Genomic DNA, 13818 nt, shown 5'->3' with positions numbered 1-13818 from the left:
CACTACCCAGCCATGACTCACACGTACTCTGTCGGCGTCACGGGCGCGGCGGGCTACATCGGGTCGCGGGTGACCCGGAACCTGCTCGCCGACGGCCACGACGTCGTCCCGGTCGACGACTTCTCCGTCGGCACCGTCGAGACCGTCGAAGGAACGACCATCGAAACACTCGACGTCCGGAACACCGACGCGCTCGCGGAGGCGTTCGCGGGCGTCGACGCCGTGATGCATCTCGCCGCCGTCAGCGGCGTGCAGGACTGCGACGACGACCCCGACGAGGCGTTCGACGTGAACGTCCGCGGGACCGAGGACGTCGCCCGCCTCTGCCGGGAGACGGGGACGCCGCTCGTCTTCCCGACCAGTATGGCGATTCTCGGCGACATCGTGGAGACGCCCATCACGGTCGACCATCCGCGCGACCCCCTGAACACGTACGGGCTGACGAAGCGGATGAGCGAGGACGACGTGCACGCGCTCGCCGCGCACGAGTTCCCCGCGCACGTCTACATGAAGTCGAACATCTACGGCCACCACGAGATAGACGGCGAGACTGTGGGGAAGAACACGGTCATCAACATCTTCGCGGACCGCGCGAAGGAGGGGAAACACCTCGAAGTGCACGAGCCGGGGACGCAGGCGCGCGACTTCATCCACGTGAAGGACGTGGCGCGCGCGTACTCGCTCAGCCTCGAACGGCTCGTCGGCGGCGATGTCGAGCCGGGCGCGGAGACGATTCCGCTCGCGAGCGGCGAGGAGTACAGCGTGCTCGCGCTCGCCGAGCTCGTCCAGCGCGTCACGCGCGAGGAGCTCGGCGTCGAAATCGACATCGAGATGGTCGAGAACCCGCGGTCGGCGGAGACGGACGCCGCCGACTTCACCGTGGACACGAGTCACGCGCGCGACGCCATCGGGTTCGAGACCGAACACTCCGTCGAGGAGACGGTCCGGGAGCTGGTGTCGGCATGAAGGCCGTCGTCATGGCGGCCGGCGAGGGGACGCGGATGGGGCCGCTGACGAAGACGCGCCCGAAGCCGCTCCTCCCCGTCGCCGGCACGACCCTCCTGGAGAACGTCATGGACCAGTGCGTCGACGCCGTCGACGGGTTCGTCCTCGTCGTCGGCCACCAGTCCGAGATGGTCGAAGAGCGCGTCGGCGACACCTACCGCGGCCTTCCCGTCGACTACGCCGTCCAGGACGAACAGCTCGGCACCGCGCACGCGGTCGAACAGGCCGAACCCTACGTCGACGAGCGCTTCCTCCTCCTCAACGCGGACGTGGTCGTCGACGACTCGCTCGTCGCCGCGCTCGCCGAGAGCGAGGGGTACGCGGTCGCCGTGCGCGAAGTCCCCGACCCCTCGAACTACGGCGTCGTCAGCCTCGACGGCGACCGCGTCACGGGCATCGTCGAGAAGCCCGCGGAGCCGCCGAGCAGTCTCGCGAACCTCGGCGCGTACGCCTTCGAGCCCGCGGTATTCGACTACGTGGCCGCGACCGAGAAGAGCGAGCGCGGCGAGTACGAGATTACGGAGTCCATCGCGCGCGCGCTCGCCGACGGCGTCGCGATCACCGCCGTCGAGTACGAGGGCGAGTGGCTGGACGTCGGCCGGCCGTGGGAGCTCCTGAACGCGAACGAACACCTCCTCGCCGACCTCGACCACCACGTCGAGGGCGTCGTCGAGGACGGCGCGACCGTCCACGGGCCGGTCGTCGTGGAGAACGGCGCGCGCGTCCGCGCCGGCGCGTACGTCGAAGGCCCCGCGGTCATCCAGTCGGGCGCGGACGTCGGCCCGAACTGCTACGTCCGCGGCTCGACCGTCGTCGGCGAGGACGTCCGCGTCGGGAACGCTGTCGAGGTGAAGAACTCGATTCTGATGACCGACGCCGCCGTCGGTCACCTCTCCTACGTCGGCGACTCGATTCTCGGCGAATCCGTGAACTTCGGCGCGAGCACGACGGTAGCGAACTTACGGCACGACGACGCGAACGTACGCATGCAAGTGAAAGGAGACATGATAGATACGGGAAGACGAAAACTCGGCGTCGTCGTCGGCGACGCGTCGAAGACGGGCATCAACACGAGTCTGAACGCGGGCGTACGCCTCGACCCCGAGAGCACGACGACGCTCGGTGAGACCGTCACGCGGGATAAGGTGGTGGACAGAGAATGAAGGCCGTCATCCTCGCCGCGGGCGAAGGCACGCGCTTAGAGCCGCTCACGGAGAGCCGCCCGAAGCCGATGCTCCCCGTGGCGAACCGGCCGCTCCTCGAACACGTCCTCGACGCCGTCAAACGCGCGGGCATCACGGACGTCGTGCTCGTCGTCGGCTACAAGCGCGAGCGCATCCAGAGTCACTTCGGCGACGGCGACGAGTGGGGCGTCGACATCGAGTACGCCGTCCAGCGGAAACAGCTCGGTACGGGGCACGCCGTCCTGCAGGCCGAATCACACGTCGACGGGCCGTTCGTCGCGCTGAACGGCGACCGCATCATCGACGCGAGCGCCATCGAACGCGTCATCGACCGCCAGGAGGAGACGAAAGGGACGACCATCGCGGTGACGCGCGCCGACCAGCCGAGCAACTACGGCGTCGTCAGCCTCGACGGGGAGTCCGTCGCGGACATCGTGGAGAAACCGCCGCGGCACGCCGCCCCCTCGGACGTCGTCAACGCCGGCATCTACGGGTTCGACCAGCGTATCTTCGACGCGCTCCGCGAGACCGAAGCGGACGGCGAACTCGGCATCACGGACACGCTCCGCGGCCTCACCACGGACGGCAGCGTGACGGCCGTGATGGTTCGCGAGCGCTGGCTCGACGTCTCCTACCTCTGGGACATCCTCGACGTGAACGCGCAGGTCGTCGCGCGGCGGGAAGCCGGGAGCGCGCGCGTCGCGGACTCCGCGAGCGCCATCGGCGACGTCGCGCTCGGCGCGGACGTCCGCCTCCAACCCGGCGCGCGCGTCCTCGCCGGCACCGCGCTCGGCGACAACGTCGAAATCGGCGCGAACGCCGTCGTCGCGAACAGCGTCGTCCTCCCCGACGCCACCATCGGCGCGGGCGCGGTCGTCCGCGACGCCGTCGTCGGGGAGAACGCCACCGTCGAAGCGAACGCCACCATCGCGGGCGGGGACGCCGACCTCGTCGTGAACCGCCGCGTCCACGAGAACGTCCGCCTCGGCGGCGTCGTCGGCGACAACGCCCGCGTCGGCGGCGCGACCACCCTCGCCCCCGGGAGCGTCCTCGGGAACCGCACCGACGTCGAAACCGGCTCCGTCATCGACGGCCGCATTCCCAGTGACGCGGTCGTGAGGAGGGCCTGACCCATGTGTGGCATCGTCGGCTACGCCGGGTCACGCGACGCCCTCCCCCTCCTCGTCGGCGGGCTGGAGAACCTCGAATACCGCGGGTACGACTCGGCGGGCGTCGCGCTCGTCGAAGACGACCTCACCCTCGTCAAACGCTCCGGGCAAGTAGAAGAACTCGCCGCCGCCGTCCCCGACGCCTCCGACGCCACCGTCGGCATCGGCCACACGCGCTGGAGCACGCACGGCGAGCCGACAGACGAAAACGCCCACCCGCACACCGACTGCACGGGCCGGGTCGCCGTCGTCCACAACGGCATCATCGAGAACTACGACGAACTCAAACGCGACCTCCGCGAGAAGGGCCACACGTTCGCGAGCGACACCGACACGGAAGTCGTCCCCCACCTCGTCGAGGACGAACTCGCCGCCGGAAAAACCCCGAAGGACGCCTTCGTCGACGTCGTCGCGCGCCTCCATGGGAGTTTCGCGCTCGCCATGGTCGTCGACGACGGCGACGAAATCTACCTCGCGCGCCAAGACTCACCTATCTGCGTCGGCCACGGCGACGGCGAGACCTTCGTCGGGAGCGACGTCACCGCCTTCCTCGAACACGCCCGCGAAGTCACCTACCTCGAGAACGGTGACATCGCCGTCGTCACCCCCGACGGCGTCACCATCGAACACGACGGCGAAGTCGTCGAACGCGGCGTCGAAGAGATCGAATGGGAGGCCGACGCCGCCGAGAAAGGCGGCTACGACCACTACATGCTCAAGGAGATTCACGAGCAGCCGCGCGCGCTCCGCCAGGCGCTCTCCGGGCGCGTCGACGAACTCGCCGGCGACGTCGACCTCGACGTCGACCTCCCGACCGAATACCTCGACTCCCTCGAAGAGATCCAGATCGTCGCCTGCGGGACCTCCTACCACGCCGGCCTCTACGCCGCCCAACTCCTCGAACGCTACGCCGACGTCCGCGTCTCCGTCCACGTCGCCAGCGAGTACGAGTTCGGCGGCGGCCGCGACCCCTGGCGCACCCTCGCCGTCGCCGTCACCCAGTCCGGCGAAACCGCCGAAACCCTCAGCGCGCTTCGGGAGGCCGCGCGCGCCGGCGCGCGCACCCTCGCCGTCACCAACACCGTCGGCTCCACCGTCACCCGCGACGCCGACGAAACCCTCTACATCCGCGCCGGCCCCGAAATCGGGGTCGCCGCCACCAAGACCTTCGTCTCACAGGTCGCCACGCTCGCCCTCCTCGCCGTCCACGTCGGCCGCCGCCGCGACACCATTCCCGCCGCCGACGCCCGCGACGTCCTCGACGCCATCCGCGGCCTCCCCGGTGCCGTCCAGCAGATCCTCGACACCGACTCCCAGATCCGCGAGGTCGCCCGCGAGTACGCCGACTCCAGCGCCTTCTTCTTCATCGGCCGGAAGCTCGGCCACCCCGTCGCCCTCGAAGGCGCACTCAAGTTGAAGGAGATCTCCTACGACCACGCCGAAGGCTTCCCCGCGGGCGAACTGAAGCACGGCCCCCTCGCCCTCGTCACCGACGACACCCCCATCATCGCCGTCCTCACGCGGGGCGCGAACCCCGACGCCACCCTCAACAGCGTCAAGGAAGCCGAATCGCGCGGCGCGCCCGTCATCGGCCTCTCCTCCGCCGGCCGCGGCGACAAGTACGCCGACGCCGCCCTTTCTGTTCCAGACCTCGGCGTCATGGAACCCCTCCTCGCCAACGTCCACATGCAGCTCCTCGCCTACCACATCGCCAACGCCAAGGGCCGCGCCATCGACAAACCGCGGAACCTCGCGAAGAGCGTCACCGTGGAGTAATCAGACGTAGCCGCGGTTTCGTTCCTGGCTAGTTATGTAGATTGGTGTCGAAATATTCCTGTATCTCACCGTGTGTGAATAACGGAATTATCCCCGTGGCAACATATTTAAATAGTTCAAATGGGCAATATTATCTGATGGGTACACCTCGCGTCTGTTTCGTTGTGAACTCGGTTAGCGAAACATCGGTTCCAGCGTCCATCGCGGCAGCCATTAACGAGTACACGGACGCAACCGTCGATATCCTCTCGTGGTTCTCAGCGGGCGAGTTTACACAGGACCCATCGCTGAAAATCCGCAACATTAACGCCCCAGATAGTTTCACAGGAATTAGTAGAGCCAGCTACGCGCGAGCGAAAACCATTCTCAGAGAGTACGATCTTATACAAGCGCATCACAACCACTCGGGGTCGTTTGCGAAAATCATCGGAAGGCGACTCGGTATCCCAGTAATCTCCCGCGAGGGAAACACACGAGATGGGTTCACGAGAGAGGGGCGAATACTGAACGGGCTAACCAACCCGCTGTGTGAGTTCGTCGTGTGTAACTCTACCGCAGTGCGGGACTCATTCAAGCAGTGGGAGTCCGTCCTGTTGAGCTCAAACTCGGTTCGGATAATTCCAAATGGGATCGATGAGGAGCAGATCTCTAACGCGCTCGCGAACGTCGAGAACCCCCTGGAAGGATTGGCCCTCCAGTCCGAATCAATCGTCGTCGGGACAGCGTCGAGCTTGACCACACAAAAGGGGTTAGACACCCTAATTAACGCAATAGCTCTCGCCAACACAGAGGCCGACTCCCCGTTTGAACTGGTCGTCGCAGGCGACGGACCGCTTCGAGAAGAGTTAGAACGGCTCGCCCGAGAGAAAGAAGTCGAGAACTCTGTCCACCTCTTGGGCTCACTCGAGCGGGCAGAAGTGTACCAGATGATGGATAACACCGATATTTATGCGATGCCGTCTCGCTGGGAGGGGTTCGCGAATGCGGCCGTTGAAGCGTTAGGTATCGGGAATGCCTGCGTCTTCTCTGATATCGCGCCGTTCAGTGAACCGTACGAGCAGGTCGCGTTATTCCACCCCGTTGACGACCACGAAAGCCTCGCAACGAAGTTACGTGAGTTCGGAGAGAACGCGGACCTCCGTAGAGAGTATGCAGAGAGGGGGAGAAACCTGGTCCGTGAGAAGTACACCCTTCCGGAGATCGCTGCACGGTACGAAGCACTGTACAACCGTGCTCTCAGTTAGTCTTCGGTAAGTAGCTACATGTAGCCGAGGTCTTCGAGCTGCTGCCGAACCGCCTCGGAGTCCCCGGCGTCGCCGCCGCGATGCGGATTCCCGGCGGGTTCGTGCGCGCCGTCCGCGAGCGCGGCGTCGATGGCGGCCTTCACGTCGGTGACGCTGTCGACGTCGTCGACGAGTCCGGGGTCGGTGGCCGCGACCATCGCCTCGTCCGTGTGGAGGCCCTCTTGGAGGCCGTGGTCGCTGACGAGGAGGAGGTCGTCGTCCCCGCCGAGGTCGGCTTTCACCTCGCCGACGAACTCGTCGAGTTCCGCGTAGGCGTCCGCCTGGAGACCGGGATTCGCGTAGGAGACGTGCCCGATGAGGTCGATCGCGCTCGTGTACGCGAAGACGAGTTCGTACTCGCGACTCCGGAGGCCGCGGCGGGCGCGCGCCAGTCGCACCATCCCCATCTCCATACAGCGCTCGTAGAACTCGACGGGGTCAGAGGACGTGTGCCCGCCCGTCGCGTCCGGGTCGCGCTCGAAGAGGTCGCCCATGCTCCGCCGGAGCTGGTGCTCGCGGTCTTCCGCGTCCGTGTCGACGACGTAGTTCGGGACGCCGATCGGCTTCGCGGAGCGACCGTCGAAGACGGTCTCGATGCCGCGCTCTCCGTAGTAGGACGCGGGCTCGCGGAACGCGTCCTCTCCCGTGTTCGTGAGGAGCCACGCCCCGATCTTCGTCTGCAGCGCGTCCGGGAGAACGTAATCCGCGGCCGTGCTTCCGAAGCGGAGGAGCGGGTTCTCCCACGCGACGCCGTCGTCGAGTTTCAACCCGTGCTCCTCCGGCGTGAGACCCGTGATAATCGTCGGCCAGAGCTCGTGCGTGCTCGGCTCGCCCGCCACGCTGACGATCGTCTCGATACCGTGATGGGCGTCCAACGTGAGGTTCGGGTGCTCGGCCGCGTCGACGAGATCCGGGTCGAGCGCGTCGAGCCCGAGGACCACGAGAGTCATATCGAACGCATAGGGGGTCCGCCCGATAACGCTTTCTTTGGAACCGATAGAAGTTTCATCGACCCCGCGTTTCACGGAACTATGACTCGGCGTCCGAACGTCGTCTGGGTGACGCTCGACAGCGTCCGCCTCGACCATACCTCCCTCGGTGGATACGAACGCGACACCACCCCGAACCTCGCTCGGATCGCGAACGACGGGGGCGGACAGGCGACGTCGAACGCCATCTCGCATGCCACGTGGACGCTCCCCTCGACCGCGTCGATTCTGAGCGGGACCTACCCGTCTCACCACGAAGTCGGGTTCGGGAGCGAGCGCCTCCCAGAGAGCCTCCGAACCGTCCCCGAACTCCTCCGCGAGGAAGGATACCACACAATCGGCGTCTCCCGGAACTCGCACTTGAGCGACGCGACTGACCTCTCACGGGGCTTCGAGGAGTTCGATTGGCTCGCGTCGTCGACGCTCCTCCAGGCTGCTGGCCTCAAGACGACGCTCAAGTACCTCTTCAACCTCCGAACTCATTCGGCGGGGTACGACCTCGACACCGCGAAGCACTCGACGCCGTTCTTGATGAACAGGCTCGCGAAACGGCGGCTCGACGACGCCGCCGACGGGGACGAGCCGCTCTTCTGCTACCTCCACTACAACGAACCACACCGCCCATACTATCCGCCGCTCCCCTATCTCGACCGATATACGGACGAGTTAGAGATGAGCACGGAAGAGGCAGCCGAGTTCTCGATGGACGTGCACTATAACCTCTACGAGTACGTCGCAGAAGGCTGTCCGTTCAGCGAAGACGAGTGGGGGGCGCTCGTCGCGATGTACGACGCCGAGATTCGCTACACGGACGAGATGATCGGTCGCCTCTTCGATTACGTGCAGTCGCTCGACCTCGACGACACCGTCTTCGTCGTGACTGCGGACCACGGTGAACTCTTCGGCGAGCACGGGATGCTCGCGCACAAGGCCGTCCCGCACGACGGCCTCGTGAACGTTCCGCTCGTCGTTCACGGTGCGGACTTCTCGTTCGACTCGGCGGACCTCGTCCAGCACGCCGACGTGATGCAGACGCTCGTCGCGGGCGCCGGCGGCGACACGGACCAGTTCCAAGGCGTCGACCTCCGCGAGGAGACCCGGGAGCGCGCCATCGTCCAGCGGGACCCGCTGGAAACAGAGCCGTACCTGCAGTACAACCCCGACTTCGATGTGTCGCGCTACCACGAGCCGATGCTCACCGCCGTCCGGGATACGGAGTGGAAGTTCCTCTACAGCGACGACGGCGAAGACCTCTACCGACTCCCCGACGAGTCCACGGACGTCGCCGCGGACTATCCCGAAGTCACGGCGGAGTTCGAAGCGTTCACCGAAGAGTGGCTCGACGGACCGGGCGCGCCGCTCGGCGAGCGTTCGGAAGCCGAGTTCACGGACGCGATGAAACAGCAACTCGCCGACCTCGGGTACGTCGAATAGATGCGGCTCGGACGCCGCACCGTCGTCCACTTTCTCTCGCAGATCGTCGTCACGGTCACGGGGTTCGCTGCGACGTTCATCATCGCTCGGCTCCTCGGCGCGTCCGCGCTCGGGACGTACAAGGTCGCGCTCGCCATCGGTCTCTTCTGGCTGAGCATCCCGACGAACGCGGTGGCGACCGCGATTACGAAGCGGATGAGCGAGAGCACCGACCGCAGTATCTACGCGGGCGCGGGCCTCCTCGTGAACGCGGTTCTCGGCCTCGTTCTCGCGGCCGTCATCGTGGTCGCCGGAACGGTGCTACCGTTCGTCGTTGACCCGCGTTCGACGGAGTTCACCAATGTCCTCGTGACGTACGGTGGATTCCTCGCGCTCATCGTCCTCGGGAACACGGCGTTCCGGACGGCTCGCGCGTCCGTCTGGGGGGAGAAACGCGTGATGTTCACGGGCGTGATGAACGCCGTGGAGCGCGCCAGCCGGACGGCCGTGCAGGTCGTGCTCATCCTCGCGGGGTACCGCGTCACGGCGCTCGTCGTGGGCCCCATCGTCTCACTGTTCGTGAGCGCCGCAATCGGCTTCGTCGTTCTCACGAACCGCCCGACACTCCCGGACCGCGCGGCCGTCGAGAGCGTGCTCGCCTACTCGCGGTACTCGTGGATGGGGTCGTTGACGTCGCGGATGTTCGGCTGGATGGACACTATCGTGCTCTCCTTCTTCGTCACGTCGACGCTCATCGGCGTCTACGAGGCGGCGTGGGGGCTCGCGTCGATGCTCGGGATGGTGAGCGCGTCGGTCAGAACCACCTTGTTCCCCGAGTTGAGCGAACTGGACGCCGCGAACGACTACGACCGCATCCACCACTTCCTCAACGAGGGGCTCGTGTTCTCCGGCGTCTTCCTCATTCCGGGGCTCGTCGGCGCGTACGCCGTCGGCGGGCGCGTTCTCAGAATCTACGGCGCGGAGTTCCCACAGGGCGCAGCCGTCCTCGTCGTCCTCGTCGGCGCGTACCTCCTGAACGCCTACGCCTCTCAGTTCATCGACGTCCTCAACGCCATCGACCGCCCGGACGTCGCGTTCAAGGCGAACGCCGCGTTCTCCGCCGTGAACCTCGTCGCGAACGTCGCGCTCGTCTGGGAGTTCGGCTGGCTGGGCGCGGCCGTCGCGACGCTCGGATCGTCCGCGCTCCGGCTCGGCATCGGGTTCGCCTCGCTCCAGGCGCTCATCGGCCGGCCGCGCGTCCCGTTCTACGACATCGGCGTCGAGCTCGTCGGCGCGGCCGTGATGGGCGGCGTCGTCGCCGTCGCCCTCACCGTCGCGCCCGGCGGGATCCCCGCGACAATCGGTCTCGTCGCCCTCGGCGCGACCTCCTACGTGCTCGTGCTCCTCGCGCTCTCGAAGCGCATCCGGACGAAGGCTATCGGTATGCTCCCCGTCGACGTCTCGCTCCCCGGGCGGTGAGACGATAACCGTTAAAGAGCGGGATTCCCATCCTCCGGTATGAGTCAAGCCCGCAACGTCCTGCTGGTCACCGTGGACTCCCTCCGCGCGGACCACGTGGGATACCACGGCTACGAGCGCGACGTGACGCCGTTCATCGACGGCCGCGCCGGCGACGCGGCGACCTTCGAGAACGCGTTCGCGCACGTCGGCGGCACGAAGTTCGCCTTTCCCTCCATCCTGTCCGGCGTGACGCCCCTGATGTACGGCGGCTACGGACGCATCTCCGAGGAGCAGACCGTCGTCGCCGAACCCTTCCGCGACGCCGGCTACCGGACCGGCGGCATTCACTCGAACCTCTACATCGGCGCGGACTACGGCTACGACCGCGGGTTCGACACGTTCTTCGACTCGAAGGAGGACGCCTCACCGCTCAGCAAGGCCCGCCAGTACGTGAAGACGAATCTCGAGGGAACGGCGCTCTTCGACGTCTTGCAGTCGATGTACGACTTCGCGGAGTCAGCGGGCGGCGTCAACGTCGGCTCCTACCACTCGCCGGGCGACGAAATCACGGACCGCGCCATCCGGTTCATCGAGGGGTCCGGCGACCAGCCGAACTTCCTCTGGGTCCACTACATGGACGTCCACCACCCCTTCCTCCCGCCCGCCGAGTACCAGGAGAAGTACCTCGACGAGCCGCTCGACGACCGCGAATGCATCAAGCTCCGGCGGAAAGTCCTCGAAGAGCCCGAGAACGTCGCGGACGAGGAACTCCAGACGCTGATCGACCTCTACGACGCCGAAATCCGATACACCGACGACGAAGTCGAACGCCTCGTCACGGCCGCTGAGGACGAGTGGGGCGAGGACTTCGTGTTCGCGTTCACCGCCGACCACGGCGAGCACTTCCTCGAACACGGCTACTTCTCCGGCGCGCAGCTCTACGACGTCAAACTCCACGTCCCCCTCCTCATTGATGGGCTCGGCGGGAGCGGGTCGTTCGACGACCTCGTCGCCCTCACCGACCTCCCGGTCACGCTCCTCGACTCGGTCGGCGTCGACGTCCCGGAGAGCTACTGCGGGCACAGCCTCGTCGACCTCGTCACCGAAGGAACGTGGCCGCGCGAGGAGATCTGCGGCGGGATGTTCGTCGACGACGGCGCGGGCGAGGACTTCCAGTGCCGCACCGACCGCTGGAAGTACATCGAGCGCCACGGCGGCGACCGCGAACTCTACGACCTCGACGCCGACCCCGGCGAGCAGGAGAACGTCGCCGACGACCACCCCGACGTCGTCGACGACCTCGCGGACCGACTGAACGACCACCGCCGCGCCGTCACCGAGACCGACACCGATATCTCCGACGTGGAGATGGAAGAACACGTCAAGGAACGCCTCCGCCGCCTCGGCTACTCGGAGTAGTCAGGCGCGGAGCGCCGCGAGAATCTCTCGATACCGGTCGACGGCGGCGTCGAAGCTGTACTCGTTCTCGACGAGCGCGCGGCCGTTCGCGCTTATCTCGGCGAGGTCGTCGCGTCCGAGGATGCGTTCGAGGTCGGTGAGAATCCGGTCGGCGTCGGCTGCCTCCATGAGGAAGCCGGTGTCGCCGGCTCTGACGACGTCGGGAACGCCGGCGACGGGCGTGGCGTAGACGGGCGTGCCGCAGGCGAGCGCTTCCAGTATCGTCGTCGGGAGGCCTTCGGTGGGCTCGGAGGGCATGACGAGGAGGCGGAGGCCGTCGAGTTCGCGGGGGACGTCGTCGTGGTCGACCCAGCCGGCGAGCTCGACGCTTCCTGTTTCTATTTCGGCGTCGAGTTCGTCGGCGAGCCAGTCGTCGAGGTCGCCGCTCCCGATGAACCGGAAGGTGTAGTCGTCGGGGAGGCGGCGGGCGACAGCGGCGAGCGTGCGGATGCCCTTCTCCTCGTCGAGGCGGCCGAGGAAGCCGACGGTCTTCGGGCGGTCGCCGTAGGGCGTGCGCGGGGCGAAGGTGTCGGTGTCGACGTAGCGCGCGCCGTTCGGGTGAACGTCGGCGTCGTCGGGGTCGAGGCCGAGCTGGCGCGCCATGTTGGGCGTGTAGGTGACGACGCCGTCGGCGGCGGCGAAGCTCGTTCGTTCGAGGAGGCGGACGAGCCCGGCGAGAACGGCGGCGACGGGGTCGGGGACGCGTTGCCGCCAGTTGAGTTTCAGCGTGAGCGGGACGTCGCCGCGGGGTTCGACGGCGACCGTCTTCCCCACGAGCCGCGCGACGAGGACGGGGAGGAGGTAGGCGGTCGCGCCGAAGAAGAGCACGACGTCCTCGTCGCGGCCGGCGACGACGCGGCTCATCCGGAGTTGGTTCAGCGCGAAGCGGACGGCGGCGACGAGAATCGAGTCGCCAGCGCCCGCGCGAGTGATCTCGACGACCTCGTGGTCGTCCCGAATCGTCGACGCCGCGGGGAGGTCCGCGGTGACGAGTGAGACCGGGCCGAGGGCCGCGAGGACGTCGAGGAGGGTTCGCGTGGCGTTCTCGCCGGACGAACTCAGCGGGTGGGTGACGACGCAGACGCCGCGGTCGGGCATACTCCGTCCTTACAGCATCGGCGGTATCAGCCTTGCCACCTACCGCGTGGCGACGCCGTAGAGATAGCCGAACCCGACGAGCGCGGTGAAGACGTAGAGCGTGACGAGCTGCTTCGCTTTCGGGAGGGAGGGGCCGGTGAGGAGGGCTTTCAGCCGCTGCGGGGTGGCGGTGAGGAGGAGGAAGGCGAGGAAGTCGGTCTCCTCGCCGCCGGAGTCGGGGAGGAGCTCCTCCATGGCGCGTTTCGAGTAGCCCTGCCAGAACGCGCGGTCACAGAGCCAGCGGAAGTCCGTGCGGTAGTCGAAGATCTTGTGTTCGACTTCGGCGGACGGAACGTAGTAGACGCCGCGGTCGTACTCGCGTCGGAGGCGCGCGCAGAGCTCGGTCTCGCCGCCCTGGAGGTTCTTCTCGCCCTTCCGGCCGCCGATCTCGGGGTCGAACCCGCCGAGGTCCTCGAAGATGTCTCTTCTGAAGCTGATGTTGGAGCCGAAGGTGTTGCGGACTTCGCCGGGGCCGTCGGCGAAGCCGGCGTGTTGCGCGCCGACGAGCCAGTAGAACTCCTCGGGGAGGAAGTCGGGTTTCCCGGCGACCCACTGGGGGAGGAGTTTCCCGCCGGCGGCGAGGGCGTCGGCGTGCTCGTAGGCGTCGACGAGGCCGACGAGCCAGTCCTCGTCGGCGACGGCGTCGTCGTCGATGAACGCGACGACGTCCCCGGTGGCGTACGCCGCGCCGCGGTTCCGACTAATCAGGAGCCCCTGATTCTCGTCGTTACAGTGGACTTGGACGTTTTCGATGCCTCCGTAGTCCTCGTTCACGGTGTCGTAGACGTCCTCGTAGCCGTCGACGACGACGACGAGTTCGACGTCGCCGTGAGACTGCGCGAGGACGCTGTCGGCGGCCTCGCGGAAGTGGTCGTACATATCGAGCGTGTACGTACAGAGGACGACGGAGACCCGCATCGTCTTCGGGGTAGTCCAGGCGGGA

The 13818-nt window shown here is 66.8% G+C and carries 11 protein-coding genes; 8 read left to right on the top strand and 3 right to left on the bottom strand.

Annotated features, from left to right (window positions below; translation table 11 throughout):
- Positions 1-12: 12 nt before the first annotated feature.
- From IEY26_RS08640 to IEY26_RS08620, 5 genes are all read left to right on the top strand, one after another.
- The gene (locus tag IEY26_RS08640; RefSeq protein ID WP_188977962.1) at positions 13-966 is read left to right on the top strand and encodes an NAD-dependent epimerase/dehydratase family protein; all 954 of its coding nucleotides are present in this window, start codon (positions 13-15) and stop codon (positions 964-966) included.
- On the top strand, positions 963-2168 hold the full coding sequence (gene glmU, locus IEY26_RS08635; RefSeq protein WP_188977959.1) for a bifunctional sugar-1-phosphate nucleotidylyltransferase/acetyltransferase: 1206 nt from the start codon (positions 963-965) through the stop codon (positions 2166-2168). Before IEY26_RS08640 ends, glmU (IEY26_RS08635) begins: the two co-directional genes overlap by 4 nt.
- The gene (glmU, locus tag IEY26_RS08630; RefSeq protein ID WP_188977957.1) at positions 2165-3319 is read left to right on the top strand and encodes a bifunctional sugar-1-phosphate nucleotidylyltransferase/acetyltransferase; all 1155 of its coding nucleotides are present in this window, start codon (positions 2165-2167) and stop codon (positions 3317-3319) included. Before glmU (IEY26_RS08635) ends, glmU (IEY26_RS08630) begins: the two co-directional genes overlap by 4 nt.
- A gap of 3 nt (positions 3320-3322) precedes the next feature.
- The gene (gene glmS / locus IEY26_RS08625) at positions 3323-5134 is read left to right on the top strand and encodes a glutamine--fructose-6-phosphate transaminase (isomerizing) (protein ID WP_188977955.1); all 1812 of its coding nucleotides are present in this window, start codon (positions 3323-3325) and stop codon (positions 5132-5134) included.
- 137 nt (positions 5135-5271) lie between these two features.
- Positions 5272-6378: a glycosyltransferase family 4 protein gene (locus tag IEY26_RS08620; protein ID WP_188977953.1), complete on the top strand. Its 1107-nt coding sequence runs from the start codon at positions 5272-5274 to the stop codon at positions 6376-6378.
- Between the two features lie 14 nt (positions 6379-6392).
- Here IEY26_RS08620 and IEY26_RS08615 read toward each other — a convergent pair whose 3' ends face one another.
- Positions 6393-7367, bottom strand: a complete 975-nt coding sequence (locus IEY26_RS08615; protein WP_188977951.1) for an alkaline phosphatase family protein — start codon at positions 7365-7367, stop codon at positions 6393-6395.
- Positions 7368-7448: 81 nt separating this feature from the next.
- On the opposite strand from IEY26_RS08615, the gene IEY26_RS08610 reads away from it, so the two are divergent.
- From IEY26_RS08610 to IEY26_RS08600, 3 genes are read left to right on the top strand one after another with little or no spacing between them, the layout of a single operon-like run.
- Positions 7449-8840 (top strand): sulfatase, encoded by a 1392-nt coding sequence (locus tag IEY26_RS08610; RefSeq protein WP_188977950.1) that lies wholly within the window; start codon positions 7449-7451, stop codon positions 8838-8840.
- Positions 8841-10298 carry an oligosaccharide flippase family protein gene (locus IEY26_RS08605; protein WP_188977948.1) on the top strand — a complete coding sequence of 486 codons (1458 nt, stop codon included), beginning with the start codon at positions 8841-8843 and terminating at the stop codon, positions 10296-10298.
- Positions 10299-10337: 39 nt separating this feature from the next.
- Entirely contained in the window at positions 10338-11699 is a 1362-nt protein-coding gene (locus IEY26_RS08600; protein WP_188977946.1) for a sulfatase, read from the top strand.
- Here IEY26_RS08600 and IEY26_RS08595 read toward each other — a convergent pair whose 3' ends face one another.
- The gene (locus tag IEY26_RS08595) at positions 11700-12836 is read right to left on the bottom strand and encodes a glycosyltransferase family 4 protein (protein ID WP_188977944.1); all 1137 of its coding nucleotides are present in this window, start codon (positions 12834-12836) and stop codon (positions 11700-11702) included.
- A 39-nt stretch (positions 12837-12875) separates the two neighbouring features.
- Positions 12876-13793 (bottom strand): glucosyl-dolichyl phosphate glucuronosyltransferase, encoded by a 918-nt coding sequence (aglG, locus tag IEY26_RS08590; protein WP_188978919.1) that lies wholly within the window; start codon positions 13791-13793, stop codon positions 12876-12878.
- Between the last annotated feature and the right edge of the window lie 25 nt (positions 13794-13818).

It is taken from the genome of Halocalculus aciditolerans, assembly GCF_014647475.1.
Classification (GTDB): Archaea; Halobacteriota; Halobacteria; order Halobacteriales; family Halobacteriaceae; genus Halocalculus; species Halocalculus aciditolerans.
This window is presented reverse-complemented; position numbering and strand designations above follow the sequence as displayed.

What these genes read in the sequence shown, in the direction of transcription:
- IEY26_RS08610 (WP_188977950.1), top strand. Translation starts at nt 7,449, where the DNA reads ATGACTCGGCGTCCGAACGTCGTCTGGGTGACGCTCGACAGCGTCCGC.
- aglG (WP_188978919.1), bottom strand. Translation starts at nt 13,793, where the DNA reads ATGCGGGTCTCCGTCGTCCTCTGTACGTACACGCTCGATATGTACGAC.
- glmU (WP_188977957.1), top strand. Translation starts at nt 2,165, where the DNA reads ATGAAGGCCGTCATCCTCGCCGCGGGCGAAGGCACGCGCTTAGAGCCG.
- IEY26_RS08620 (WP_188977953.1), top strand. Translation starts at nt 5,272, where the DNA reads ATGGGTACACCTCGCGTCTGTTTCGTTGTGAACTCGGTTAGCGAAACA.
- IEY26_RS08600 (WP_188977946.1), top strand. Translation starts at nt 10,338, where the DNA reads ATGAGTCAAGCCCGCAACGTCCTGCTGGTCACCGTGGACTCCCTCCGC.
- glmS (WP_188977955.1), top strand. Translation starts at nt 3,323, where the DNA reads ATGTGTGGCATCGTCGGCTACGCCGGGTCACGCGACGCCCTCCCCCTC.
- IEY26_RS08605 (WP_188977948.1), top strand. Translation starts at nt 8,841, where the DNA reads ATGCGGCTCGGACGCCGCACCGTCGTCCACTTTCTCTCGCAGATCGTC.
- IEY26_RS08640 (WP_188977962.1), top strand. Translation starts at nt 13, where the DNA reads ATGACTCACACGTACTCTGTCGGCGTCACGGGCGCGGCGGGCTACATC.
- glmU (WP_188977959.1), top strand. Translation starts at nt 963, where the DNA reads ATGAAGGCCGTCGTCATGGCGGCCGGCGAGGGGACGCGGATGGGGCCG.
- IEY26_RS08595 (WP_188977944.1), bottom strand. Translation starts at nt 12,836, where the DNA reads ATGCCCGACCGCGGCGTCTGCGTCGTCACCCACCCGCTGAGTTCGTCC.
- IEY26_RS08615 (WP_188977951.1), bottom strand. Translation starts at nt 7,367, where the DNA reads ATGACTCTCGTGGTCCTCGGGCTCGACGCGCTCGACCCGGATCTCGTC.